This is a genomic window from Ligilactobacillus animalis KCTC 3501 = DSM 20602 (assembly GCF_001434535.1).
GTDB classification, from domain to species: Bacteria; Bacillota; Bacilli; order Lactobacillales; family Lactobacillaceae; genus Ligilactobacillus; species Ligilactobacillus animalis.
Genome location: NZ_AYYW01000001.1, coordinates 14,813 through 41,307 on the forward strand (window position 1 = coordinate 14,813; position 26,495 = coordinate 41,307).

Consider the following 26,495-nt stretch of genomic DNA (forward strand, 5'->3'; position numbering starts at 1 on the left):
AAAGTTATAACTTAGGTGTGGGTATCCAATTTGTAATTTGGTACCTTTATATAAATCGATTACCATGGAGGGTGCGTTATGGTAGATAAATCTTTAAGTAGGACTGGTGCCAGTTTATTAATTGACGCTTTACAAAAAAATGGTATTAATAACCTGTACGGAGTTGTAGGTATTCCGATCACTGATTTAGCTAGATTAGCTGAATTACGTGGGATGAAGTATTACGGCTTTCGTCGCGAAGATTCAGCTGTAAATGCTGCAGCTGCAGCTGGATTTTTAACTAAAAAACCTGGTGTTGCGATGACAGTATCTGCACCGGGATTTTTAAATGGTCTAACTGCTTTAGCTCAAGCAACAAAAAACTGTTTTCCATTGATCATGATCTCTGGTTCTTCGGAACGGCATATTATTGATTTATCTCAAGGAGATTATGAAGGCTTAGATCAATATAATGTTGCCAAGCCTTTCTGCAAAAAAGCTTATCGTGTAGACAGAGCGCAAGATGTTGGTTTAGCAGTTGCACGTGCTATTCGGACTGCCGTTTCCGGTAGACCAGGTGGTGTTTATCTTGATTTGCCAGCAGATACGATCGCACAGTTAAACGAAGATCTGGGTGAAAAGAACATGGGTGTTTACAAATTAGTTGACCCTGCTCCTTTACAAGAACCTAGTGATGCAGCGATCGCTCGGGCTGTTGATATTATTAAGCAAGCTAAAAAGCCGTTAATAATTCTTGGTAAGGGTGCTGCGTATGACAGGACTGAAAAACAAATTCAAGAATTAATAGATAAGACCAACATCCCGTTCTTGCCAATGTCTATGGCTAAGGGACTTGTTCCTGATGACAGCAAACATTCAGCTGCTGCAGCTCGTTCATTATCGTTAAAGAATGCTGATGTTGTAATTCTAGTAGGTGCTAGATTAAACTGGATGCTTTCATACGGAAGTGCACCTCAATTTAACCCTAATGCTAAGTTTATTCAATTGGATATTGAACCTACGCAATTCGATTCTGCTCAAAAGATCTCTGCCCCTCTTCAAGGTGACTTGACTTCTATTTTAAACAAGTTAGTCCCAGCTCTTACAGCGACAGGATATAAAGTTCCTTCTGATTGGACCGAAGCTATTGCTCAAGATACTGCGAAAAATGATGCAAAATTTGCTAAGCGGATCCAAGCTGGCGAAACCAATCCAAAATTTGGCTATTACGGTGCGATCGAACCTATCAATGAATACTTCCAAGACCATCCAGACACTTATCTTGTAAGTGAAGGTGCTAATACCCTTGATATTGGTCGTGATATGATCGGTATGAAATTGCCACGTCATAGACTTGATACTGGTACTTGGGGCGTTATGGGTGTTGGCATGGGATATGCCATTGCCACTGCTGTTGAAACTGGCAAACATGTAGTTGTTTTAGCTGGTGATAGTGCCTTTGGTTTTGATGGGATGGATGTAGAGACGATCTGTCGCTACAAATTGCCTATCACCGTAGTGGTCATTAACAATGGTGGTATTTATAACGGTATTGATAATGTGGTCCCTGATCAATTAGGTCCAACTACCTTAGACCCAACTGGGAGATATGATCTGATCGCTAAAGCATTTGGCGGCGATAATTATTATGTAACTAATTATCAAGAGATGAAAGATACTTTTGCTAAGGCAGTTGGATCTGGCCGACCAAGCCTCATAAATGTTCAGATCGATCCATCAATGGGTAAAGAATCGGGACACATTGGCAATTTAAATCCAACCTTAAACTTAAAACCACTTGAAGAAGCGGAACAAGAAAAACTTGACAAGGAGTGAGTGATAATGAGTGAAAATGAGAAAAATGAACAAAATGCATATGCCCCATTAAAAGGGATCAAAGTTATTGACTGGACTCAAGTTCAATCTGGTCCTTCATGTACTCAACTTTTAGCTTGGTTAGGTGCTGAAGTTATTAAGATCGAACGGACTAATACTGGTGATCCAACTAGAAATGAATTACTTGATATCGAAGATTCTTGGAGTCTATATTTCTTACAATTGAATGCAAATAAGAAATCCTTAACTGTAGATATCAAGACCCCTGAAGGTAAAAAGATCATGTACGACTTGATCAAAAAAGCTGATATCTTCGTGGAAAATATCGCTCCTGGATCTGCTGATAGAAATGGCTTTGGCTGGGAAGAACTTCATAAAATGAATCCTAGATTGATCTACGCTTCATTAAAGGGCTTCAACCAAGGTTCACGTTTTGAAAATGTTAAGGCCTTTGAACCAGTTGCTCAATCTGCTGGTGGGGCTGCCTCTGCTACTGGTTGGAACAAGGGTAAAGACAATGTTCCGACCCAATCTGCCGCTGCTTTAGGTGACTCGAATTCAGGGATGCACTTAGCTATTGGTATCTTAGCAGCTTTACTACAACGTGAACATACTGGTGAAGGGACCTTTGTTTACCAATCAATGCAAGATGCTGTATTAAATCTTTGTCGTATTAAATTACGTGACCAAATTATGTTGGACAATCTCGGTGCGCTTCCTCACTATGCTGTTTACCCTGACTGGAAATGGGGTAAGGCGATCCCACGAGCAGAAAACACTGAAGGTGGCCAAGTTATCGGCTGGACCTACAAAGCTAAAGGTTGGGAAACAGATCCAAACGCCTATGTTTATATTGTTATTCAAAATGAGAACAAGAAGTGGGATAAACTATGTGAAGCAATGGGCCACCCAGAATGGGAAACAGATCCAAGATTTATCGACTGGCAACATCGTCAATTACATAAGGAAGAGCTTTATCCATTGATCGAAGCTTACACTATGCAATACGATAAGTACACTTTGACTAAAGATCTCGGTGCCGCTGGTGTTCCAGTTGGTCCTATTCTTGACTGGCATGAACTTGAAAATGATCCTGATTTAAATAAGGATGGTGCGATCGTTACTATCGACCAAGGTGGGAGTCGTGGTGACTTTAAGACTATTGGTTTACCATTTACGCTTTCAAATTATACTCCATCCTACGACCGTGCACCAGATCTAGGTGAAAATAACAAGGAAATTTTGACTAAGTTAGGTTATGATCCAGATCAAATTGAAGACTTAGTTGACAAAGGTGTTATTTCTAAAGTTAAAAGCCCTAAGAACCCACGAGTTCACGTTATTATCGATGGGAAAGAACACTGATCGCTCACTTAAAAGCTAGAGTAAAACTTTTTGCTGACAAGCTAGATATTTCATAGTGTTGTCACGGTTTGTTCATTTTACCTCAAATGACAATTAGCGTTCCACACCAAAAGTTTACCTATTTTGCTCAATATCCGTGGTCAAGGGTATGGGGCTTGTGAGTTGAAAGGTCAATTATAAGACCAGCTTCGTTTGAGGCTGGTCTTTTTTGAACGATGATCGCGCTGAAGATGATAAAAGTAAAAAAGAGACTATCTCACACCATTAGCAAAACAGTGTAAGCTAGTTCTCTTAATTTAATGATATTGCGTTCTTGACATGTTTCACATGAAACTTTATTTAGCGATCTCTTGGGACAAAGTTCTGATCTTTTCCACGGTCTCATCCAAAAAGGCGATCGTATTTTCAAGCGGATCAGCAGTTGAAATATCAACGCCAGCAACTTTAGCTGCTTCTACCGGTGTTTTTTGGTCGCCGAGTTTTAGAAATTCAAGCCAAGCACCGACTTGTTTTTGTGGATCAGCTAGTAATTTTAGATAAGCTTGGGTAGCGATCGTCAGACCAGCTGAGTAGGTATAAGAGTATAAGCCCATATAGTAATGTGATTGACGCATCCAAGTCAAAGCGGCTTGGTCATCGATCATGACCGTATCACCCCAGAAACGCTTGAGCACTTTTTGTTTGAGTTCGCCAAGTTTAGCACCATCAAATGAAGCACCTGCATCGATAAGTTGATAAACTTCACGTTGGAAAGCAGCTTCCAGCAAGTGAGTCACAAAGTTATGGTAGAACGTATTAGTCAGCATCTTGGCATAGGCAAAACGTTGCATTCGTGGATCGGTCGTACTCTGTTCCAAAGAGTGTGTCAACAATAATTCATTAAAGGTTGAAGGAGCTTCGATCAGATACATTGACGGATCACTACCTAAGATCGAGTTGTTTTGAGCGGTCAGGATCGCTTGACCAGCGTGTCCGAGTTCATGGGCCAGAGTATAAACGTCAGCTAATTCGTCAGTCCATGACATCAAGATATAGGGGTGAACGCCATAGGGATCGGTCTCAAAGCCCCCAGTTTCTTTACCGGCATTGACAGCAAAATCGATCCACCGTTCGTCAAAGGCGCGCATGACCATCTTGGCGTAGTCAACGCCTAGGATCGAAACTGCTTTTTGAATATAGGCAGGTGCTTCTTCTAAGCTAACTTTAGGTGCAAAACTAGGATCAAGATCGATCTGTAGATCAGCAAAAGTCATCTGTTCTAGACCATGAGCTTTTTGGACGAGTTTAGCATATTTTTGCATAACTGGTCCGAGTTTATCTAAGATCAGATCGATCTGGCGGTCAAACAATTCACGTGAGACTTCTTGTTTAGCTAGTAGATAATCAAAAACTGAATCAAAACCGCGGAGGGTCGCCATAGTCTTTTCCTTAGCGACTTGTGTGTAGTAAGTAGCTGCTACGGTATCCTGATATTTTTTCAAGGTTTTGGAAAATGATTTGAAGGCTTTTTGGCGTATTTTATAGTTAGGGTGGTATTGATAGGTATTTTCATACAGGACAAATGACATAGGATAGAGCTTTCCATCGACCTCAAAATCTTCAAATGTCATATCTGCTGCGCGGGCCGTTGTATAGATCCCTTCCGGTGCATTTAAAGTCGGACCTAACAAGGCCAGAGCTGCTTCAGTTTTAGGATCAAGAAGATGTTGCTTCTCATTCTTTAAATGGCGAATGACAGAAGCAAAATGCGGTGCTCGTGCTGCAACTTCGTCTAGGTTAGCCGTGTCATTTTGGCTAACTTGGATATCAAAGAAGGCGATATTAGCACTGACAAAGGCTAAAACTTGTTCAGCTTGCTTTAGTAGCTGATTGTAGTGAGGATCTGTCATATCACTTGCCTGTTGCAAGAAAGCGTAATGTTCGATCACAGATGCTTTTTGTTCGATCTGTTCTAAAGCGGTCAAGCCAGCAATGATCTGGGGTGGAGTGGTCAACTGTCCGTCGAAGTTAGCTGAAAAATCAGTGACGAGTTTTTTTAACGCTTTAAGCTCGTCGTACCAAGCAGTGTCATTCGGGTAAAGTGCGGTTAGATCCCAAGTGAGTTCTGGTGCAATGTCTTTTCGATTTGGTAATGCCATTAGCAAGTCCCCCTCGTAAAAATAATGTTTGCCAAATTATAGCATAAAGCTCAGTACTTATAGTAGTATAATTGTCTTTTATAAGCAGCTAGTGTATAATTTAACTTACAGAATACAAGTAAATTGACTTGGCTGTAATTACCGAGAAAGGAAGGTATAGTCATGCGTACGCCTGAAAATGTCTTAAAAATCGGGGTATTGAATTTGATGCACGATAAACTGGACACCAAAAGACGATTCGAACGGGTCTTGAATAGTACGACATATCCAGTTGAACTGACTTTTTTTTATCCTAAAGAGCACTATCAAGATCGTCCAGTTCCAGCTCAAGTGACGCGAATTGCTCGTCCGTTGGAGTTAGATGAGGTTAAGCAACTGGATGCTTTCATCGTAACTGGGGCACCGATCGAAAAACTGGATTTTGCAGAGATCACATATATCAATGAATTGCAGGAGATCTTTGACTGTTTGGCTCAAAATAAGATCGAGCAGCTGTATGTCTGTTGGGGCGCCATGGCTGCAGTCAACTACTTTTATGGGGTGGATAAATACTTATTGCCCCAAAAACTATTTGGGATCTATCCGCAAGAGGTCTTACGTGATTCCAAGTTATTAGCTCAAGTAGCGCCGGGCTTTTTAGCCCCACATGCGCGTTATGCTGATATTGATCTTAGTCAGGCAAAACAGATCCCTGAGTTAAAGATCACAGCAGTCTCGCAGACAGGGGAAGCTTTCTTGCTTGAAGCGCCGACAAAACATCAGACATTTTTATTTTCGCATTTGGAGTATGGTAGAGATGCCTTACAAAAAGAATATACACGCGAATTAGCGGCTGATCCAAGTGCTAAAGATTCACTAGCTCGTCCCCAAAATTACTATGTTGATGGACAACCACAGTTTTTATGGGAAACGTTACAAAAACAATTCTTTGCTAACTGGTTACAGCAAGTAGCTGGGACGCGCAAAGCTAAAGAACTTATCAAAAATTAATGGAGGTCTTGATATGAGTAAAGTTTATGATTCGATCTTAGATACTATTGGGAACACACCGATCGTCAGGTTGAATAATGTTGTTCCAGCTGAGGCAGCTGATGTTTATGTTAAGCTTGAATTTTTCAATCCAGCTGGTTCAGTCAAAGATCGGGTAGCTTTAGCGATGATCCAAGCCGCTGAAGCAGCTGGCAAGTTGACCAAGGGTGGCACGATCATCGAACCAACTTCGGGCAATACCGGTATTGGATTAGCTGCAGTAGCGGCGGCTAAGGGCTATCGTTTATTGATCACGATGCCAGAAACGATGAGTATCGAACGGCGTAAATTGATGCAAGGTTATGGAGCTGAATTGATCTTGACCCCAGGTGAAGAAGGCATGGGTGGTGCGATCAAACTCGCTAAGGAATTAGCTGAGAAGAACGGTTATTTCTTACCGATGCAATTCGATAACCCTGCTAACGCTTTGATCCACGAACAAACGACTGGCCAAGAGATCTTGCGCGCCTTTGGAGCTGACTTACCCGATGCTTTTGTTGCTGGGGTCGGCACGGGTGGAACGTTGACGGGTGTAGGTCGTGCTTTGCGGGCTAAGAAGGCTGATATTCAAGTATACGCTCTTGAACCAAGTGAATCTCCAGTCTTAAAAGAAGGTAAGAAGGGCAAGCACAAGATCCAAGGGATCTCAGCTGGCTTTGTGCCTTCGATCTTGGATACAAAACTTTACGATGATATTTTAGAAGTTCCAAGCCAAAAAGCGCTTGAGATGGCCCGCGAAGTTGGTAAAAATGAAGGCTTCTTACCTGGGATCTCAGCTGGTGCTAATATTTATGGCGCGATCGAAGTAGCTAAAAAATTGGGTGCTGGTAAGCGTGTCTTGACTGTTGCCCCAGATAACGGCGAACGTTATCTTTCAACTGAATTATTTGAAGGCTAATTGCCGCCAGACCACGTGAATTTGCGTGGTCTTTTTTTGTGAAAATTCATGCTAAAATACTGCTATTCAACCGAAGCAGAAGTTTTTTACCTTAAAATGGATATATTTTGATAAAAACACGAACTATTTAGGGGTTGATTTTTATAATCATACGTGTAATACTTATCAAAGTAAAAATAAATCAGAGGTGAAAGAAATTGGATAATGGTCAAACAACAGCCACCAAAGCAGGTTGGCTCGAAAGAACCTTCCATTTTAAAGAATTAAAAACTAATACTAAACGGGAGACCGTTGCTGGCTTGACTACGTTCGTGTCGATGGCCTACATTTTGTTCGTCAACGCTAATATCCTAGGGGCTGCAGGGATGGATAAGGGTGCTGTCTTCACAGCAACTGCCCTCTCAGCGATCATTGGTTGTACCTTGATGGCATTTTTAGCTAACTATCCGATCGGGATCGCACCTGGTCTAGGGGATAATGCGTTCTTCACTTATTCCGTTGTTTTGACGATGGGGATCCCGTGGCAGACTGCAATGGCTGGAGTCGTGGTGGCTTCCATTATCTTTACGTTACTTTCATTATTCAAGATCCGCGAGATCGTTATCGATGCGATCCCACATGATCTCAAGCTCGCAATGGCGGCTGGGATCGGGATCTTTATCGCTTTTGTCGGTTTAAAGGGTGGCGGGATAGTCGTTGCCAGCAAATCTTCGTTAGTCGAATTAGGATCATTGACGGTTCCAACTACCTGGTTAACGATCTTTGGTTTCTTTGTGACTGCTTTATTGATGGCACGCCGCGTCCCAGGTTCGATCTTTATCGGGATCTTAGCTACAACGCTTTTAGGCCTAGTGACAGGCTTGATCCCAATGCCAGATAAGATCGTTTCTTCGATCCCAAGTTTGGCACCAACTTTTGGGGTCGGACTAGCAAACTTAGGTAATATCAACACGCCACAGATGTTAGCTGTGATCATCGTGTTATTACTGGTGACTTTCTTTGATACAGCAGGTACTTTAGTCGGGTTAGCCCAACAGGCTGGCTTGATGAAAAATGATAAGATGCCTCGGATCGGGCGCGCTTTAATGGCTGACTCATTTTCAATGTTAGCTGGTTCTGTGATGGGAACGACTCCGACGGCAGCTTATGTTGAATCTTCTGCTGGGATCGCAGTCGGGGGGCGGACTGGTTTTACTTCATTAGTGATCGCGGGTATGTTTGGGCTAAGTTTATTCTTCTCACCATTATTGAGTGTGGTGACGACTGAAGTTACAGCCCCAGCCTTGATCATCGTTGGCTCTTTGATGGCACAATCGATGCGCTTTATCAACTGGGAAAAATTCGAGATCGCCTTACCAGCGTTCTTAACGATCATTGCAATGCCGTTGACCTCTAACATCTCATACGGGATCGCATTTGGTTTCTTAGTCTATCCGATCACAATGATCGCGGCTGGCCGTCGGAAAGAATTAAATCCAGTGGTCATCGTCTTGTTCTTCATCTTCATCGCGATGTTGTATGTACTAAATATCTTGCCACATAACTAACACAGTGCTGATTTTCGGAGCACGACTTAGATACACAATGTTCGACAATACGATCAGCATTGTATGAATAACAACAGGTCCTATCATGATGTATGTTTTGCAGCGTGATAGGGCCTTTTTAGCACGCATATGAATGAACTGATCACGATGCAAAAAGCGCATCATAGTGATTTTTCTGTTATCTGTACGGAGCTGACCGCTTTGGCCCACACTCTTATCTTTTTACTTGCTGATGACGTAACGTTATCATTTATAGTGAAGTTAGAAAGGGGGTAAATAATGTATTCAAGTGGACAATTAGCGAAACAGTGTCATGTCACTTTGCGGACGGTGCAGTATTATGAACGGCAAGGATTATTAGTCGCTAGTCGTACTGAAGCAGATCGCCGCTTATATGCTGAAGATCAAGTCACACGTTTAGAACTGATCTTGACCTATAAAGAACTAGGTTTCACGCTAAAAGATATCAAAGGTCTATTAGATACACCGGAAAACTATAAAATTTTACAGCTGTTAGTGGCGGAGCACCAAGAACAAAATGCTAAGGCTTTGGAATTGGTTAAAAAACGCGCCGCCAAGTTGGATTATTTAGCCGAGCAACTGGAGAAATTTCAAGTTTTCCCGGGAAATTTTACGAAAGGAATTGAGTTTGAAATGGAAAAGACAAAGAAATTACATCAATTACACTGGCAAATGATCGGTATTGGACTGGTGATCGACTTGATCTTGTGGGGCAGTATCATCTATGTATTCTTGACCCATGGCTCATGGTGGTTAGTAGCCGGGGCTTTAGTGATCTCGATCGGGCTCACAACAGCTTTAGTGCGCTATGTTTGGCAGCATACGGCGTATATTTGTCCTAACTGTCAGCACCAATTTCGTCCAGGACTCAAAGAGTATTTTTGGTCTGCCCACACTCCGAGTACACGAAAGTTAGTGTGTCCAAATTGTAGACAGAAAAATTTTTGTATCGAAGTCTATGCCGATAAACAAGCTTAATTTTTAGCTTTGGTGTAAGATGTAGATGAGGTGAGTGAGATGAAGTCACGCAAAGAGATCGCACGGCTGGCAAATGAATTGACACAGTCTTTTGAGCAAAGCACCGATGACAAAGTATTTTTAAAGATCGTCGCTTACGGAAAAGATGCCTTGGCAGACCGCCAGATCGCGCCCCAGATCATTATGGAAAAAATGGTAACAGCGTCCTATGAGGCGGTGCTACGGGGCAAAGGTAAGATCAAAATGAGTGCAGAAACACTAGCGATCGTCAAACAAATGGAAGAATTATCCCGGACGCGTAGCTTATTGCCCTTTCGGCGCTATGATCCTTGGGATTAGTTATTCGTTTTAAATCAGAATAATTTAAATTAAAAAGGCTAAAGTTCGCAATTAATAAACTTAGCCTTTTTTTAGCGAAGTAATATTCGTAATTGCTTGAAAAAACTAAGCTTGATTGTTACAATTATCAAGGTCATTAATTTAGACTAGCAAGCAGAGTAATGCTTAGAAATATTATGAGGTGGACTGTATATGTCATCAGTAGTAGTTGTTGGTAGTCAATGGGGCGATGAAGGCAAAGGAAAGATCACTGATTTCTTGAGTAAAAATGCCGATGTTATCGCACGTTATCAAGGTGGAGACAATGCCGGTCATACGATCGCTTTTGATGGTAAGACCTATAAATTGCGCTTGATCCCATCTGGAATTTTTTATTCCGATAAGATCAGTGTCATTGGTAATGGCGTTGTTTTGAATCCTAAGTCGTTAGTTGCTGAGTTGGAATACTTGCATGAAAATGGAATCCCAACAGATAACCTTCGTGTTTCAAACCGTGCGCACGTGATCTTGCCATACCACATTGTCTTGGACAGCTTACAAGAAAGCGCCAAAAAAGACAACAAGATCGGTACGACTAATAAGGGTATCGGTCCTTGCTACATGGACAAAGCAGCTCGTATCGGTATTCGGGTCGCAGATCTGTTAGAAGCAGATACATTTGCTGAAAAGCTACGTCGTAATTTGGAAGAAAAGAATCGTTTATTCCAAAAGATGTACGATTATGAAGGCGAACCGCTTGATTTTGAAACAATTTACAATGAATATTATGAATATGGTCAACGTATCAAGAAGTATGTAGCTGATACATCAGTTATTTTAAATGATGCGTTGGACAACGGCGGACACGTTTTATTTGAAGGTGCTCAAGGTGTTATGTTAGATGTTGATCATGGGACATATCCATTCGTTACATCTTCTAACCCGATCGCCGGTGGGGTCACAACTGGCTCTGGCGTTGGTCCAGAAAAGGTCAATAAAGTTGTGGGTGCCTGCAAAGCTTATACTTCACGTGTTGGTGATGGTCCATTCCCAACTGAGTTACACGATGAGATCGGTAGCTACATCCGTGAAGCGGGTCATGAATATGGGACAGTCACGAAACGCCCACGTCGGATCGGTTGGTTCGATAGTGTCGTAATGCGTCACTCCAAGCGGGTCTCAGGTTTGACCAACTTGTGCTTGAACTGTGTGGATGTCTTGACTGGCTTAGATGAGATCAAGATCTGTACAGCTTATGAATTGAACGGTGAAAAGATCGACCGTTACCCAGCTAGCTTGAAAGAATTGGCACAATGCAAGCCAATTTATGAAACAATGCCAGGCTGGAAAGAAGATATCACAGGGGCTAAGACTTTAGCTGATCTACCTGAAAATGCGCGTAACTATGTTAAACGTATCGAAGAATTAGTTGGCGTCGAAGTTTCGACCTTCTCTGTTGGTCCAGATCGTGATCAAACAAATGTCTTAAAGGATATTTGGGAAGAAATTTAAATAAATTAGAAAGAGGCTGGTAGTCATTCGTGGCTATCAGCCTCTTTTTAGGTAAAAAGATTAAAAAATATCTACTTTTATTTAAAATAAATTAGCTATATCATTTAGAGTTAATCGTGTGGTAAAATCTATATGGTTTTTTAACAAAAAGCACTAAATGGAGGGATCGGTCATCGATGAATTGATCTTTAGTGTCTCTTTTGTTGGAATAGGTATCTATTTGGTGTGGGTGCTGATTTTAATTTTATTTGGGCAAGATCAAAAGCTGCAACAAACGCAGCTGAAAGAGCCCATTGAGCAACTGATCATCTTGGTCCCAGCGCTAAACGAAGCGCTAGTCATCAGGCAGACGATCACCAATTTTGTGGCGCAGACAGCAAGCTTACCACAAGTTAAAATGGTGATCATTGATGATGCCTCAAGTGATCAGACAGCTCAAGTCGTTAATGAAACGTTGCAACAACTGGCCTGTGGGAGCAAAGTCCAGCTGCTGCAACGGTATTTGCCAGAAGCGCAACAGGGTAAGGGCGAGGCATTAAATTGGGCGTACCAGCAACTCGTTGAGCCACTAGCCCCAAGTTTGCGTAAGCGCGTGATCTGTGGTGTTTTAGACGCCGACGCTTATATGGATGAAGCAGCTTATCTGCGGGTCATGGAACACTTTGCATTTGATCCAGAATTATCGTTGTTACAAACACGTGTAGCTATGTTTAAGGAGCAAAATTGGCTACAAAAACTACAAGATATCGAATTTGTCATCATCAATAATTGGATCCAAAACATCCGGAATCGGTTAGGTAATGCAGCAGCGTCAGGGAATGGCCAATTTATCCGGGTCAGTGCAGTAAACGGGTATTATCCGTGGGGCAATGCTTTGCTGGAAGACTTTGAGTTTAGCACGCGCTTTTTACTGCAAGCTAAAGCGACCCACTATGCTTCTGAGATCGTGGTCTATCAAGAGGCACTTGCTCAAGTTCGGCCCTTTATCCGCCAGCGTGCTCGTTGGACTCAAGGGGGATTAGACTGCTTAGTGGGTTATTGGCCCAAGATCTTATTAAGTAAAGCCATAGGAACTAAAGCTAAAATGGAAATGACATTTTATTTGTTGTTACCATTCATCTCGCTAGCGACAGGGCTTGCGAATCTGTTAGTCTTGGTCTTTGTCAGTTGGTTTATCCAGTTGTATTGGCCGATCGTAGTGAGTCTATTGTTTATCAATAGTTGTTTTAATTTCTATATTCTAAGTATTTATGAACACGAGACTCGGCGCTTAGGAATTATTAAGAAGCTGTTCTTTATGACCATCATATTGGGGTATAATTACCTTTTTTATTTTGCGATCGTTTTGGCCTGTTATAAGAAAATTCGGCGCCAGACTAAGTGGGTCAAAACGACCCATGTTGGCGTGGGCGAAAAAGCTTAATATTTCATTATATTTAAGTAAAAAAATAGAAATAACATTTTTTTAAAATTGTACAAAAATAATGGATTATGACTTGTTTTTATGCGCGATTTTAGATAATATAAGGATGAAAACGTTAACAAACGTTTTTTAGTACGTGCTAGGTTATATTATTTAGGTCAGACGGATTTTTTACACAGGGAGGAATATAGATGCTCAAAGATAACAGCAAAGAAACAGTAACAACTGCTTGGAACGGTTTTAACGGCGGGGACTGGCAAGACGAGATCGATGTACGTGATTTCATCAACCGTAACTACACACCTTATGATGGTGATCAATCATTCCTTGAAGAAGCAACTGAAGCAACCACAAAATTAAACGACATGTTAGTTGACATCAAGATGAAAGAACGTGCTGCTGGTGGCGTTTTAGATGCTGACACCAAAGTTGTTTCTACGATCACTTCACACAAACCAGGCTATTTAGATAAAGACTTAGAAAAGATCGTTGGTTTGCAAACAGATAAGCCAATGAAAAAAGCTTTGATGCCTTATGGTGGTATTCGGATGGCTAAAGTTGCTTTGGCTGCTTACGGGATGGAAATTGATCCGGAAACAGAACGGATCTTCACCGACTTGCATAAGACACACAACCAAGGCGTTTTTGATGCATACAATGACGAAATTAAGCGTGCACGCCACAACAAGATCGTGACAGGCTTACCTGACTCATACGGTCGTGGTCGAATCATCGCTGACTTCCCTCGTGTTGCTCTTTACGGGATCGATCGCTTGATCGCAGCTAAGAAAGATGACTTAGCTAACTATGGCGACGGTCAAATGACAGATGAAGTTATTCGCTTACGTGAAGAAGTTTCCGAACAAATTCGTGCTTTACAAGACATGAAGAAAATGGCTGCTTCTTACGGCTACGATATTTCTTATCCAGCTACCAATGCGCGTGAAGCTATCCAATGGTTGTACTTCGGCTACTTAGCTTCCATCAAGCAACAAAATGGGGCTGCGATGTCTATCGGCCGGATCGACTCATTTATCGATATCTATATCAAACGTGATATGGACAACGGTTTATTGACCGAAAAAGAAGCACAAGAATTGATCGACCAATTCACAATGAAACTCCGGATGGTAACATTCATTCGGACACCAGAATACAACTCCTTGTTCTCTGGTAACCCAATTTGGGCAACGTTATCGATCGCTGGGATGGGTATGGATGGCCGTCACCACGTTACAAAGACAGCTTTCCGTTTCTTGCACACCTTGCATAACATGGGTGCTGCGCCAGAACCAAACATCACCTTATTATGGTCAGAACGTTTGCCAGAAGGCTTCAAGAACTACGCAGCTAGTGTATCGATCGCAAGTTCAACGATCCAATACGAAAACGATGAATTGATGATGGAAACATGGGGCACAGACTATTACGGCATTGCTTGCTGTGTGTCTGCGCAACCGATCGCTGATGGTGTTCAATTCTTCGGGGCTCGTGCTAACTTGGCTAAGACCGTTCTTTATGCGATCAACGGTGGGGTCGATGAATTGACCAAGATGCAATGTGGTCCAGCTTATGCACCGATCACTTCAGAATACATTGATTATGATGAATTCTTGAAGAAATTCGATGACATGTTGGAATGGGTCGCTGACGTTTATGTAAATGCTTTGAATGTGATCCATTACATGCACGACAAGTATTACTATGAATCAGCCCAACTTGCTTTGAAGGATACACGTTTAGATCGTACATTTGCGACAGGTATCTCTGGTTTAGCAGTTGCTGCTGACTCCATTTCAGCTATCAAGTACGGTAAAGTTAAAGTTATCCGTGATGAAAACGGTGTGGCAGTTGACTTCAAGACTGAAAAAGACTTCCCACGTTATGGTAACAACGATGACCGTGCTGACGAGATCGCTGCATGGTTAGTAAGACAACTTTACACCAAGATGAACAAACATCACCTCTACCGTGATGCTAAGTTATCAACATCTGTTTTGACGATCACTTCTAATGTTGTTTACGGTAAGAATACCGGGACAACACCTAATGGCCGTCAAGCAGGCGAACCATTCTCACCAGGTGCTAACCCAGCTTACGGTGCTGAAACACACGGGGCATTGGCATCCTTGCTTTCCGTAGCTAAATTACCATATCGCTACGCAACAGACGGGATCTCCAATACTTTCGCCGTAACACCATCAACACTTGGTCACGATGAAAAATTAGAAGAAAAGACCTTGGTAAACATGATCAGTGGTTATATGAAGAATGAAGGTCACCATTTAAACATCAACGTCTTCAACCGTGATACTTTACTTGATGCTCAAAAACATCCAGAAGAATATCCAACGTTGACCGTGCGTGTTTCTGGTTACTGTGTATACTTCGCTGATCTGACCAAGGAACAACAAGATGACGTTATTTCAAGAACATTCCATACTTCAATGTAGTTAAGAGCACAACAGTCAATTAGTAAAGGCGGCGTAATAATGAAAGCTAATCCATATATTAATCCAGTTCCAACTAAAGACGGTCAGGTTTTAGGCTACGTGCATTCCCTTGAAACCTTTGGCGCAGTCGATGGACCAGGGATCAGGTTTGTGGCTTTCATGCAGGGATGCAATATGCGTTGTAAGTTTTGCCACAATCCAGATACTTGGAAGAAAAATGTTGGGACGCAAATGACCGCCAGTGAACTTTTAGAAAAAGCTTTACCGTACCGAGCATTCTGGGGTGAAGACGGTGGGATCACCCTCTCAGGAGGCGAGATCTTATTGCAGCCAGAATTTGCTTTGGAAGTGTTCAAGAAGTGTAAAGAACCTGGTATCAGCACTTGCTTGGACACATGTGGAGCGCCATTTACGCGCCGTGAACCATGGTTTAGCTTATTCAATGAGTTGCTGGAATATACCGACATTTTATTGGTGGACATCAAGCATATCAACTCCGATGAGCATAAACTCTTGACCGGTTATCCAAACGAGAACATTCTTGACATGTGTGAGTATCTATCTGAACTCGGTAAACCAGTTTGGATCAGACACGTTTTGGTCCCAGGGATCACCGACAATGATAAGTATTTAAAAGAACTCGGCGAATATATCAAGACGTTGAAAAATGTCGAGAAAGTCGAAGTCTTGCCTTATCACACAATGGGAGTTCGTAAGTATAAGGAAATGGGGATCAAGTATCGCTTGGAAGGTGTTGAACCGCCAACGGCTGATCGGATCGAAAATGCTGAAAAACTCCTTTGCGTAGATGACTATAAAGGCTATTTAACTTGGAAGCCAGGGATAAATACAAAAGAGCAGGGGGCTTTAAGTCGTTGCTAACGAGCAGAGATCATTATGGTCTCTGCTTTTTTGATAGCCAAATAAGTCGAATAAATGACCACTTATGCTTACTTGGACTACCATGTGATAAAACAGTATATACTGAAGAAAATAATTGTAAAAAGAGGTGTTCGAGATGTCACATTCAGGACTTAAATTATCTGTGTTGACCAAGGTGGGCCTTGTCTTTTTAGTCGTTGCTCTTTCAGTGGCGGGGGTCTATCTTGTTACACAAGTAGCAACGCCCCTCCCAGCTGAGGTACCGCTTGAAGGAAAATTCTTTATTAATGCAATCACGCTCATTGGGACAGCGATCGGCTCTTTGATTGGTTTTTTAGTAATATGGGGTATCGGTCTCTTAGTGATCATAGCTAGCGATCAAGGCGATAAAGAGGCATTATTTTTGACACTGGTGATCGTTAATTGTCTGCTTAGTGTTTTTTCGGCTAGTTATATAGTGATCACAGGATCAGTCTTTGGATCAGCTTACGTGAATAATAATATCTTACAAATACTGCTCTTTGGTGTGATCTACTATCAGTTGAGTAAACAAGATAAGCGTGGAACATTATATCTGACCGGGACCTATGCTGTTTTAGAGGTGATCGGGATCGTTCTATGTAAAGCTATCAGTGTAGACTGGTAGCTTTTTTAGTTGAATGGGTCATAAAAACGCCTATGATTCAATTTGAAGAGGTAAAGTGTAATCCCAAATAATGCGATAGCTAAAATGACGACGAACCAGTCGCTTGCTTTGAACGGTTGTTGTGTATACCAAGTCCGCTTTTTCTTTGAGCCAAAGCGCACATCTAAGATATCGACCATGCCGGTGATCGAATCGGCAGTGACGACTGGTGGCAATTTGACGATCGTGGCTGGGTCGATCTTAGGTCCAATATCAGAAAAATCGAGTTGGCCACTGGCTAAGCGGGCACCATTATAAGCGTAGACATCGCGGCCATGGAAGGTGTGACTTTCATCGGAGTGGGGCAAGCGGCTCGTAGTTTCATTGATCTTACGGACGGCTTTTAAACCAAAAAATTTGGCGATATGCGTAAGGGTACCGTTGTCTGGTGTAATAACATAGTGACCCGTTTTAGTGAGCGCACAGACGCTTTTACGTTCGCTTCCGACGCCAGGATCAACGACGAAAACAAAGACCGTTCCAACTGGCCAATAACTGAGCGTTTGGTAGAGACGATAGGAAGCTTCCCAAATGTTGTAAGGTGTGATCTCATGGGTCAGATCGGCCACATGCAATGCGGGAGCGATCGTTTTAGCGACACCATACATCGCACTGACCGCACCATCTCCTAAACCAAAATCAGTTTGTAATACTAATTGCTTATTTGTTATCAAAATTCCACCTTTCTTTGCTAGAAACAAAAAACGCCCTCACGAAAGAATCGTCAGGACGTTTTACCGCGGTACCACCTTGATTTATAGTCAGCTCACACTGGCTATCTCATGAATTGGAGGCCCAGTTCGGACGTTAACGGCTCGCACCGTTGGACAGCTCCGAGTTCATCCGTGGCTAACATCTAGTTCTCTCAGCATTGAGCTAGTCTCTGTTGGGCGTTGCCACTCATCTCATCAAAGCGATAGTTCGATCAAGTTAGTGCGATTATAGCTGTTTTTGAAATGAACGTCAATTGTTTTTAACTAGCTACGCAAAATTTTATCTCAAACAAACATAACTATTAACTTATGTATATTAAAAGTTTAATTAATAATAACATATAAAGGAATGTAAATGACTATAAAAGCAAGTTGGATAAGGCTTTGTGGCGGACTATAAGAAAAATCGTATTATTGTTGTTATTAAAGCTTTTAATGAATATTTGCGAGTGAAAATGAATAAAAAAGAAGTCCAAAATTTTTTTATAGGGAAGTTTGCTTGTCTTACCACGGATAGTTGCGATAGTTAAAAAAATTGAATAATATTAATGCTTTATTTTTTGATGGTGGCGCGCTAGAATATAAAAGTAACGAAAATAAATGAACACGTGTTTGCTAGTTGGTGGTAGACATACGTGGCAGATCAAAGGTTAGATGTGGGCCTGCTATGAGTGTTCAATGTACGGTAAGAGAAGCGGGGCGCTTCAGATCTTGGAGAAAGGAAGGCTATATCCTTTTGGTGTTGCTCACATGATATAGTGCGGAACTAGTATGATGATCTCATCTAAGACGTCAACTGAAGAGTTGATCAGGACAGTTATGAACGAAAGAGCTTGTAGTTATGAAGAAGCGATCAAGTTGTTATTGAACTTGGCGCAAGGTGCGGTCGATAGTGGTTCTTTAACGAACAAAAAATAATATTAAAAAAGCACGTCTTGAGATCGGCTCAAGGCGTGCTTTTTTGATAATTTTAACTTTGCCACGGAAAATCTAGGCTCAATGAAGCTTGAAGTTTCTTTTGTTCGGCTATTTTTTGGCGTCGATAAGCTTCGCGTTTTTGAAAGTCAGCACAGAGGCTTTTTTCTTCCAGTGTTTCAGCGCTCAGTTCGGGTAAAATGACTTGTTTATCTAAAACAACAAAGGTCAAAAAGGCGGTCATCCCTAAGAAACGTTCACCGGTATCGAGATGCTCGCCGATGACTTTGACGAAAACTTCGAGCGACCGTTTACCGTGCCCAGTCACGTAGCTTTCGATACATAGTGAGTCATTTAGCACAAAAGGCTTGATGAAGTTGACCTGGTCGAGGGCAGCTGTGACACATTGTGAGCGGGCAAAACGACTGGCAGAGATCGAGGCCGTCCCGTCGAGTAGAGATAGTAGTGCGCCCCCGTAGACAGTTTCATGTTCGTTTAGGTCGCTAGCTAGGACGCGATGGCTAGTCACGGCAAGTGTTTGCCGACACGAGATAGTTTCGGACATGTAGACACCTTCTTTTTTAGCTTTATTGTAACATAGGTGTTTGAGATCTAGTGCAAGAAGCGTGTGGCAATGGATAGCAAAAAAGCTCACCATGATGCCTAAACACCATGGTGAGCTTCTCATTTAAAATTAGTTTCTAGCCCGAGCTAAGCGAAGTTTAAAGAATTTATCCAATTCAGTCACAGCTAGCACGCTAAAACCGCAGACGATCGTCAAGATCCATTCGCCTAGTTGCATCCCCGTTGTGCTAAAGGCATCTTGCATGAATGGCAAGTAGGTCAATCCCATTTGTAACAAGATCATGATTAAGATGATCGAGAAGGCCTTTTTATTTGTAAATGAAGCACTCGAGAAGGCCGATTCTTCGGTGCGGATGTTGAACAAGTAGAAGATCTTGCTAAAGACGATGATATTGACCATCGCTGTACTTGCTAGCGTTGCCGAAGCACCTGTCGCGATCAGCAGCTCATAAGCACCTAAGCCGACTAAGGCGATCAGTAATGAAACATAGCCTAACTGAAGCATTTCACGTCCTGAGATCAAGCGGCTATTGCTCTTACGTGGTGGACGTTTCATCAAGTCACTTGCACCTGGTTCAAAGATGAACGCAAATTGGATCGTGATCGCAGAGACTAAGTTGATCCAAAGCAGTTGGGTCGCTTGCAAAGGCATCTCTTGGTTGAAAAGGATCGTCAAGAAGATGATCAGCCCTTCAGCAAATGAGGTCGGCAATAAGAAGAGGATACTCTTTTTGATATTGTCGTAGATCCGGCGACCTTCTTTGATCGCAGTAGCTAAAGTCGCAAAGTTATCATCGGTTAAGATCATATCGGAAGCTTCTTTAGCAGCGTCAGTTCCTTTGATCCCCATAGAAACCCCAATGTCAGCTTTTTTCAACGCAGGGGCATCATTGACACCGTCACCAGTCATCGCCGTAACCTTGCCACTTTGCTGTAAAGCTTCGATGATCTCGAGTTTGTTTTCCGGTGTTGTCCGAGCAAAGATCTGATTTTTAACGGCTGCTTCACACTTTTCTTTTGCCGTCAGTTGATCCCATTCTACCCCAGTGATCGTGTGCAATTCACCATCAGATAAGCCTAATTGACGTCCGATCGCAGCTGCGGTCAGGGGAGCGTCGCCGGTGATCATTTTGACTTCGACTTTGGCTTTGTTCATCTCACGTAAAGCTGTGATAACTTCTGGGCGTGGCGGGTCGATGATCCCGGTCAAGCCCAGGAAGGTAAAGCCATTTTCGAGATGTTCATGTTCTAGTTCAGTGATTTGGTCAGCGTCTTTAATCACACCTAAAGCCACGATGCGTTTGCCTTGGTTGGCTAAATGGTCGGCTTTGGCTTGCCAAAATGAACGCTCAAAGTTTGGATCTTGTTGTTGGGCAAAGTTGAACAACTTATCTGGTGCACCTTTCAGATAGATCTTTTTAGCACCATTTGAAAGCTGGATAAGGCTTGCCATGTAACGGTGGAACGAATCAAAAGGCAAGAGATCTAATTTTTCTAGTTGGACACTTTCTTTGTTTGGCATCAACTTGTGATAAGCGGTCAAGAAAGCTCCGTCAGTTGGTTCACCGTTGATCGTCCAAGTATCATCAACTTGGGTCAAAGTCGTATCGTTGGCAAAATAACCAGCTAAGAGAAGCTCTTTTAGCTTAGCTTCACGTTCAGTAGTCGCTTCACCATTGATAAATAACGTCCCAGTTGGAGCATAACCACTACCACTGACGGAAAAATGACGTTCATCAATGTAAATGTCGGTCACGGTCATTTCGTTTTTAGTCAATGTCCCGGTCTTATCTGTTGCGATCACATCGACCGCCCCCAATGTTTCAGCTGAAGGCAGTGATTTAACGATCGCATTTTTATTTTTAGCGAGGTCAGACACACCTAAAGCTAAGATCACCGAAGTTGTAGCTGGCAGGCCTTCAGGGATCGAGCCAACGATCATCGTTACGATCGCTAAAGTCAAGACGGGTAGGGAATAGGTCTCAAAGATAAAACCTAAGATAAACAGTAAGACGGCTGCCCCTAAAACGCAAAGTGAAACGGTTTTACCTAAAGCGTTGATCTCTTTGACTAATGGAGTTGGCCGCGTTTTAGCGCTAGCAACTGCGGTCGAGATCTTTCCTAATTCGGTTTTTTCACCGGTCGCTACGACCACGCCTAAACCAGAACCGTTGACGACTGTAGTGGATGAAAAAGCCATGTTTGCTTGTTCAGCCAAAGGTAAGTCAGCTGTTTCTAAAGCATCAGCGTGTTTGGTCACCGCATCTGCTTCACCCGTCAAAGCGGACTCTTGGATCCTAAGGTCAGCGGTATTTATCAAACTTAGATCGGCGGGAACTTGGTCACCCGCTTCAAGAAAGACGACATCGCCCCGAACTAATTTGGTCGCATCGATATCTTGTCGGATCCCATCACGGTAGACCGTGGTATTAGTTGCCAGCAAGTCTTTGATCTTAGCTAAAGCATCAGCGGCGTTTGCTTCTTGATAGTAACCGATCATAGCGTTGGCGATGATCACGACACTGATCACGATCGCGTCGGTATAGTGTCCTAGAAAAAGCGTCAATAGTGTCGCAAATAACAAGATATAGATGATCATGTTATTGAACTGGCGGATAAATAACAGCCAGTTTGGTGTTTTTTTAGCAACTAGGGCATTAGGCCCGTCACTTGCTAGTCTTTCAGTTGCAGTTTTGGTTGAAAGGCCCTGTAAAGGGTCCTCTTGCTCATAATTTTGTAGTAATTCTTCTAAATTCTTCTGATAAGGTCTCACTTATTATATTTCCTTTCTGTAATTCATATCTAGCACTAACATTTGCTGCCTAGCACTAACTACGATAGACAAAGAAAATCTTTTCTAAGCGTACAAAAATAGCGCGAGGCGGATAAGGGTCGTCCACTCGTGTTACCTACCTTTCTATGTGATTTAATAGTTCGAATAATTTAAGTATATTTTACTATGATAAGCAAGGGGATGGAACTGGTTACAAAGAGATTTAAAGTAAACTTAAAACAGCTTAGGTAAAGTTTAAGAGGTATGGCTTAGTAAATAGTGATGATATTAATAAAAAACGAAAAATATGATCTACATTGGATATAACATTCGTTTTAATTTCTAAAAACCTTGTTAAATACAGAAAAAGACCATGGAAGCTAGCTAGGAGTTCCATGGTCTATATTATATATAGCACAGTCAAATAGACCTTTCATCGCCACCTTTATGTTCTTTCACGATCTTATTTTACATTATTGGCGATCCGTTTATTTGAACTGTCGGGGTGGTTCTAAAAGGAGGATCCAAGCCCTCAGACCAAAGTGTCCAAAACACCTGCTACGTCAATGTCAGACGCTAGTATGTGCGCAACATGTGAAGGCTTAATTGCCCCCTTTTCACCTTTAATTATACTAAATGACACTCAAAAGTCAAGCGCTTTCATTTTTGGGCGTCATTCTTTACCACTTCCGAATGTTTTGCTAAAATTAAGTGTGATTTTAAATTATTTTTTGGTTAACATTATAATCTCTAGGTAATCGTTCGGAGATGGTATTGAGCAATGTTTGCTATTTTTGTAGTTTGTTAAGTTTATTACTTGCGATTGGTACGTATCTTTTGGCGGATTAAATTATATTTTTATTATTTTTAAAAATTAAACCATGTTAATAAAAATATTTACAAATCCCAAAGAAATAGATATACTAATTGAAGTTTTACAGTCATTTATAAATTGCTATTTATTTTATTGATAGAGAGAGGAGAAATAATCTTGTATTTAGCAATAAATGTTTTAGGTTTAGTGATCTTCCTTGCGGTCGGCGTGATCTTTTCTAAGAACCGCAGTGAGATCAATTGGCGTGGTGTAGGTACGATGGTCATCTTTAACCTCGTATTAGCTTGGTTCTTGACCAGCTTTGAAGGTGGACGGATGATCGTTCAAGGTGCTGCTGCTGGTTTTAACGAATTGATGAAGATCGCATATATCGGGATCGAATTTGCACTTCCAAGCATGGTCCAAGTTAAACAAATGGACTGGTTCGTGCAAGTGTTGCTTCCAATTTTGATGGTCGTTCCATTGTTTGATATCTTGACTTATATCGGTATCTTGCCATGGATCATCAAGTGGATCGGACGTGGGTTATCCTTTATTACAGGACAACCTAAGTTTGAATCATTCTTTGCGATCGAAATGATGTTTCTTGGTAACACAGAAGCTTTGGCGGTTTCTTCTTTACAACTTAAGCAGATCAATGCTAAACGTAATTTAACGTTAGCGATGATGTCGATGAGCTGTGTGACAGCTTCGATCATCGGTGCTTATACGCAAATGATGCCTGGGGAATATATCCTTACGGCGGTTCCAGTCAACGTTATCAATGCGTTGATCGTAGTTGCTTTATTGAACCCAGTCACTGTTACACCAGAAGAAGACACGATCGCTACGATGAAAGGCTCAGCGATGGCTGAAACTGAGATCGGTGATGTTGATGCTGATGGTAATGCTAAAAAAGAACCATTCTTCTCCTTCTTGGGTGATTCCATCTTAGGCGCTGGTCGCTTGGTCTTGATCATTGCCGCTAACGTTATCGCCTTTGTTGCTTTGGCAGCCTTGATCGATAAGTTACTTGGTATGATCAATCCTTGGCTTTCCTTGGAACACATTCTCGGGATCATTATGTACCCACTTGCATGGTTGATGGGCTTACCACACGGCGAAGCTTTCCAATTTGCACAATATATGGGTACAAAATTAGTTACAAATGAATTTGTTGTTATGGGTCGTGTAACAAGCACGATCAATGACTTTGCACCACACTACAAAGCTGTCTTGACAGTCTTTGTAACTTCCTTTGCTAACTTCTCAACGGTCGGGATGATCATTGGCTGTTTCAAAGGTATCGTTGATCGTGAAAAGAACGATCTTATCTCCAAAAACGTTGGCTACATGTTGCTTTCAGGGGTCTTAGTTTCCCTCTTATCTGCAGCAATGGTTGGTTTATTCGTTTGGTAAAATAAATAGTAATAAAAATGGTCGCTTGAATTTTCATTCAGGCGACCCTTTTTTATTTAAAGATCAAAAGTGCAAGTAAAGCCAGGATAGCTGGTGTTCCTTGGGCAAGTAGGATCTTAGGGTTCTTAGCGCTTAACCAGCCATAGACTGCGGCGACAATAACGAAGATCACAAACATCATACTCCCCATATATTGAGCATTTTCTGGGAAAATAAAGCGACAGGTCAAGAGACCGATACCGATAAAACCATTGTATAGTCCTTGGTTAGCCATTGCGACACGCGCTTCGGGCATTTTGAGATACTCTTTTCTAAGGCCAAAAGTTTGATGTAATTTTTCTTCACTCCCAAACATTTCCATTCCCATGATATAGAGAGCTTCCAGGGCAACGACTATGATCAGGACAGTTGAGATGATCGACATACAAAAAACTCCTTTAACTAAATTAATAGAAGTATTATATAATGTTGCATGCAATAATTCCACAATTAAATGCAAAAGAATGCCAAATGCCGTGGTTAGTAAACATTAAAGATGATATAATACATACAAGCTCTTATGTTTGAGCGCTCTAACAGATATCAGTTGCAGATGTATGAAAAGGATGTGACAGAATGCATGCCGATGTTTTGATCAGTCAGGATCTGTCCTGTGTGGGTCAGGTTTCCATGAGTGTAGCGCTACCCTTGCTGGCGGCTGCAAACTTGAGACCAGATGTTTTACCGACCTCACTCTTATCAACGCATACGGGGGGCTTTGGTGAAAATACCTACTTAGATCTTTCTTCTGAAATGTCACACATTCTCCAGCATTGGCAAAAATTACAACTTAGGTTTTCAGCCGTCTATCTGGGATATTTGGGGGCTAGACCTTTAGATGTGATCTTACAGCATTTGTCAGTTCTTAAGACACCTGAAACGCTTTTTTTAGTTGATCCCGTAATGGCCGACCATGGTAAACTTTACCGCGGTTTTGACATGAATTATGTAGCACAGATGCGCAAATTAGTGCACCAAGCAACGATCGCAACTCCAAATTTAACGGAAGCCCAACTGCTTTTAGATGAGGCTTTGACTACTTCTCCACTAGCGATCGCTGAAGCAACGCAACTGCTTGTGCGTTTTGCAACTAAATTCAAGTTAGAAACTGCGATCTTAACTGGGATAGACTGCGGTGACAAGATCGCCGTGATCGGTTATGAAATGGGCCAAACTTGGATCTTGACGCGTCCCAAATTGGCTGGGAACTTTTTTGGGACAGGTGATCTGTTTGCCAGTGCTTTACTGGCGGGGATCATGAAGGGAAAAGCGGTCAAGGCTGCTGCGAATCTCGCGATGGAATTTATTTTTCAGGCGATAAAGCTGACACCGACCCCTAGAGATCAGCGTTTTGGCGTCGATTATGCGCGTGCATTACCATATTTGTTAGAAAAGTTATGATTTTTTGGAGGAAATACTATGTTGCGTGACCAGCAAAATACATTGCGGGCGGTCATTTTAACGGGTCTATTTGCTGCACTGATCTATATTGGCATTTGGACGTTACGGATCCCGATCCCTGCGATGGTCGGCCGCCCGTTTATCCATTTTGGCAATACATTGACAGTAACAGCGATTCTTTTTTTGGGAAAACGCAATGGTATGTTGGCCGGTATCATTGGCCTGGGTGGTTTTGATATCTTAAATGGATACATTGCTGTCTCTTGGCTGACGATGCTTGAGGTCATAGTTGTAGCTTTGATAATTTCCGGACTTTTCAAGGCTATGAGATATGTTGACAGTCAGCGAAATATCATGATTTTGGCGATAGCTGCAGGATCGACTAAGATCGTGACTTCGTATCTAGCTTCGATCGTTGAAGCATTGATGGTCGGGACAAGCTTTAAAACAGCTGCGGTGGCCGCCTTTTTCAGCTTACCGGCGACTGTCATCAATTCCATTTCAACGGCGATCTGCGTACCATTATTGTATTTCGTGATCAAAAAGATCTACACCTTGGTGCATCAGCGCCGAGGCTCATTATAAACAACTGAATTTAGAAAATAAGATCTGTTTGGGGTTGTCCAAACAGATCTTATTTTTATCCATAAAAATATTTTTAAAATTTTGCTTGTTTTAGCAGGGCTTCTTTGCTATAATATTTTTTGTTGATAAATTGGGTGGTTAGCTCAGCTGGCAGAGCAACGGACTCTTAATCCGTGGGTCCAGGGTT

General features: G+C 42.0%; 21 protein-coding genes. 16 read left to right on the plus strand and 5 right to left on the minus strand.

Features of this window, described 5'->3' with window-relative positions:
- Positions 1 to 78: 78 nt before the first annotated feature.
- Together oxc and frc are read left to right on the plus strand one after the other, a co-directional pair.
- Positions 79 to 1,815: an oxalyl-CoA decarboxylase gene (gene oxc, locus FC30_RS00065; RefSeq protein WP_010690130.1), complete on the plus strand. Its 1,737-nt coding sequence runs from the start codon at positions 79 to 81 to the stop codon at positions 1,813 to 1,815.
- A gap of 6 nt (positions 1,816 to 1,821) precedes the next feature.
- Entirely contained in the window at positions 1,822 to 3,180 is a 1,359-nt protein-coding gene (gene frc / locus FC30_RS00070; RefSeq protein ID WP_010690131.1) for a formyl-CoA transferase, read from the plus strand.
- Positions 3,181 to 3,515: 335 nt separating this feature from the next.
- Here the strand turns inward: frc and pepF are convergent, their stop codons facing one another.
- On the minus strand, positions 3,516 to 5,318 hold the full coding sequence (pepF, locus tag FC30_RS00075; RefSeq protein ID WP_010690132.1) for an oligoendopeptidase F: 1,803 nt from the start codon (positions 5,316 to 5,318) through the stop codon (positions 3,516 to 3,518).
- A 162-nt stretch (positions 5,319 to 5,480) separates the two neighbouring features.
- On the opposite strand from pepF, the gene FC30_RS00080 reads away from it, so the two are divergent.
- The 10 genes from FC30_RS00080 (at position 5,481) to FC30_RS00125 (ending at position 17,025) form a co-directional block, all read left to right on the plus strand.
- Positions 5,481 to 6,308 carry a homoserine O-acetyltransferase/O-succinyltransferase family protein gene (locus FC30_RS00080; protein WP_010690133.1) on the plus strand — a complete coding sequence of 276 codons (828 nt, stop codon included), beginning with the start codon at positions 5,481 to 5,483 and terminating at the stop codon, positions 6,306 to 6,308.
- 13 nt (positions 6,309 to 6,321) lie between these two features.
- Complete coding sequence (gene cysK, locus FC30_RS00085) at positions 6,322 to 7,245, plus strand: cysteine synthase A (protein ID WP_010690134.1); 924 nt, start codon at positions 6,322 to 6,324, stop codon at positions 7,243 to 7,245.
- Positions 7,246 to 7,442: 197 nt separating this feature from the next.
- A complete protein-coding gene (locus tag FC30_RS00090) occupies positions 7,443 to 8,792 on the plus strand; it encodes an NCS2 family permease (RefSeq protein WP_010690135.1) in 1,350 nt (449 codons plus the stop codon).
- A gap of 279 nt (positions 8,793 to 9,071) precedes the next feature.
- Positions 9,072 to 9,791, plus strand: a complete 720-nt coding sequence (locus tag FC30_RS00095; RefSeq protein WP_010690136.1) for a MerR family transcriptional regulator — start codon at positions 9,072 to 9,074, stop codon at positions 9,789 to 9,791.
- 39 nt (positions 9,792 to 9,830) lie between these two features.
- Positions 9,831 to 10,130 carry a hypothetical protein gene (locus tag FC30_RS00100; protein WP_005920938.1) on the plus strand — a complete coding sequence of 100 codons (300 nt, stop codon included), beginning with the start codon at positions 9,831 to 9,833 and terminating at the stop codon, positions 10,128 to 10,130.
- A 192-nt stretch (positions 10,131 to 10,322) separates the two neighbouring features.
- A complete protein-coding gene (locus tag FC30_RS00105; protein WP_010690137.1) occupies positions 10,323 to 11,621 on the plus strand; it encodes an adenylosuccinate synthase in 1,299 nt (432 codons plus the stop codon).
- Positions 11,622 to 11,778: 157 nt separating this feature from the next.
- Entirely contained in the window at positions 11,779 to 13,044 is a 1,266-nt protein-coding gene (locus tag FC30_RS00110; protein WP_010690138.1) for a glycosyltransferase family 2 protein, read from the plus strand.
- A 191-nt stretch (positions 13,045 to 13,235) separates the two neighbouring features.
- Positions 13,236 to 15,497: a formate C-acetyltransferase gene (gene pflB, locus FC30_RS00115; protein ID WP_010690139.1), complete on the plus strand. Its 2,262-nt coding sequence runs from the start codon at positions 13,236 to 13,238 to the stop codon at positions 15,495 to 15,497.
- Between the two features lie 39 nt (positions 15,498 to 15,536).
- Positions 15,537 to 16,379 carry a pyruvate formate-lyase-activating protein gene (pflA, locus tag FC30_RS00120; protein ID WP_010690140.1) on the plus strand — a complete coding sequence of 281 codons (843 nt, stop codon included), beginning with the start codon at positions 15,537 to 15,539 and terminating at the stop codon, positions 16,377 to 16,379.
- 136 nt (positions 16,380 to 16,515) lie between these two features.
- Positions 16,516 to 17,025 carry a hypothetical protein gene (locus tag FC30_RS00125; RefSeq protein WP_010690141.1) on the plus strand — a complete coding sequence of 170 codons (510 nt, stop codon included), beginning with the start codon at positions 16,516 to 16,518 and terminating at the stop codon, positions 17,023 to 17,025.
- Between the two features lie 5 nt (positions 17,026 to 17,030).
- On the opposite strand, the gene FC30_RS00130 is transcribed toward FC30_RS00125, so the two are convergent.
- The gene (locus FC30_RS00130; RefSeq protein WP_235804157.1) at positions 17,031 to 17,738 is read right to left on the minus strand and encodes an SAM hydrolase/SAM-dependent halogenase family protein; all 708 of its coding nucleotides are present in this window, start codon (positions 17,736 to 17,738) and stop codon (positions 17,031 to 17,033) included.
- 810 nt (positions 17,739 to 18,548) lie between these two features.
- Between FC30_RS00130 and FC30_RS09565 the strand changes: the two genes are divergently transcribed.
- Positions 18,549 to 18,695 carry a hypothetical protein gene (locus tag FC30_RS09565; RefSeq protein ID WP_010690143.1) on the plus strand — a complete coding sequence of 49 codons (147 nt, stop codon included), beginning with the start codon at positions 18,549 to 18,551 and terminating at the stop codon, positions 18,693 to 18,695.
- 52 nt (positions 18,696 to 18,747) lie between these two features.
- Here the strand turns inward: FC30_RS09565 and FC30_RS00135 are convergent, their stop codons facing one another.
- Both FC30_RS00135 and FC30_RS00140 read right to left on the minus strand, forming a co-directional pair.
- Positions 18,748 to 19,257: an acyl-CoA thioesterase gene (locus FC30_RS00135; protein WP_010690144.1), complete on the minus strand. Its 510-nt coding sequence runs from the start codon at positions 19,255 to 19,257 to the stop codon at positions 18,748 to 18,750.
- A gap of 129 nt (positions 19,258 to 19,386) precedes the next feature.
- A complete protein-coding gene (locus FC30_RS00140; RefSeq protein WP_010690145.1) occupies positions 19,387 to 22,050 on the minus strand; it encodes an HAD-IC family P-type ATPase in 2,664 nt (887 codons plus the stop codon).
- Positions 22,051 to 23,041: 991 nt separating this feature from the next.
- Here FC30_RS00140 and FC30_RS00145 point away from each other — a divergent pair.
- Complete coding sequence (locus tag FC30_RS00145; protein ID WP_010690146.1) at positions 23,042 to 24,283, plus strand: NupC/NupG family nucleoside CNT transporter; 1,242 nt, start codon at positions 23,042 to 23,044, stop codon at positions 24,281 to 24,283.
- Between the two features lie 52 nt (positions 24,284 to 24,335).
- Here the strand turns inward: FC30_RS00145 and FC30_RS00150 are convergent, their stop codons facing one another.
- The gene (locus tag FC30_RS00150; protein WP_010690147.1) at positions 24,336 to 24,707 is read right to left on the minus strand and encodes a DUF1304 domain-containing protein; all 372 of its coding nucleotides are present in this window, start codon (positions 24,705 to 24,707) and stop codon (positions 24,336 to 24,338) included.
- Between the two features lie 191 nt (positions 24,708 to 24,898).
- On the opposite strand from FC30_RS00150, the gene FC30_RS00155 reads away from it, so the two are divergent.
- Positions 24,899 to 25,723, plus strand: coding sequence for a pyridoxamine kinase (locus FC30_RS00155; RefSeq protein ID WP_010690148.1), 825 nt, complete (start codon positions 24,899 to 24,901; stop codon positions 25,721 to 25,723).
- Positions 25,724 to 25,741: 18 nt separating this feature from the next.
- A complete protein-coding gene (locus FC30_RS00160) occupies positions 25,742 to 26,308 on the plus strand; it encodes an ECF transporter S component (RefSeq protein WP_010690149.1) in 567 nt (188 codons plus the stop codon).
- Positions 26,309 to 26,495 lie beyond the last annotated feature (187 nt).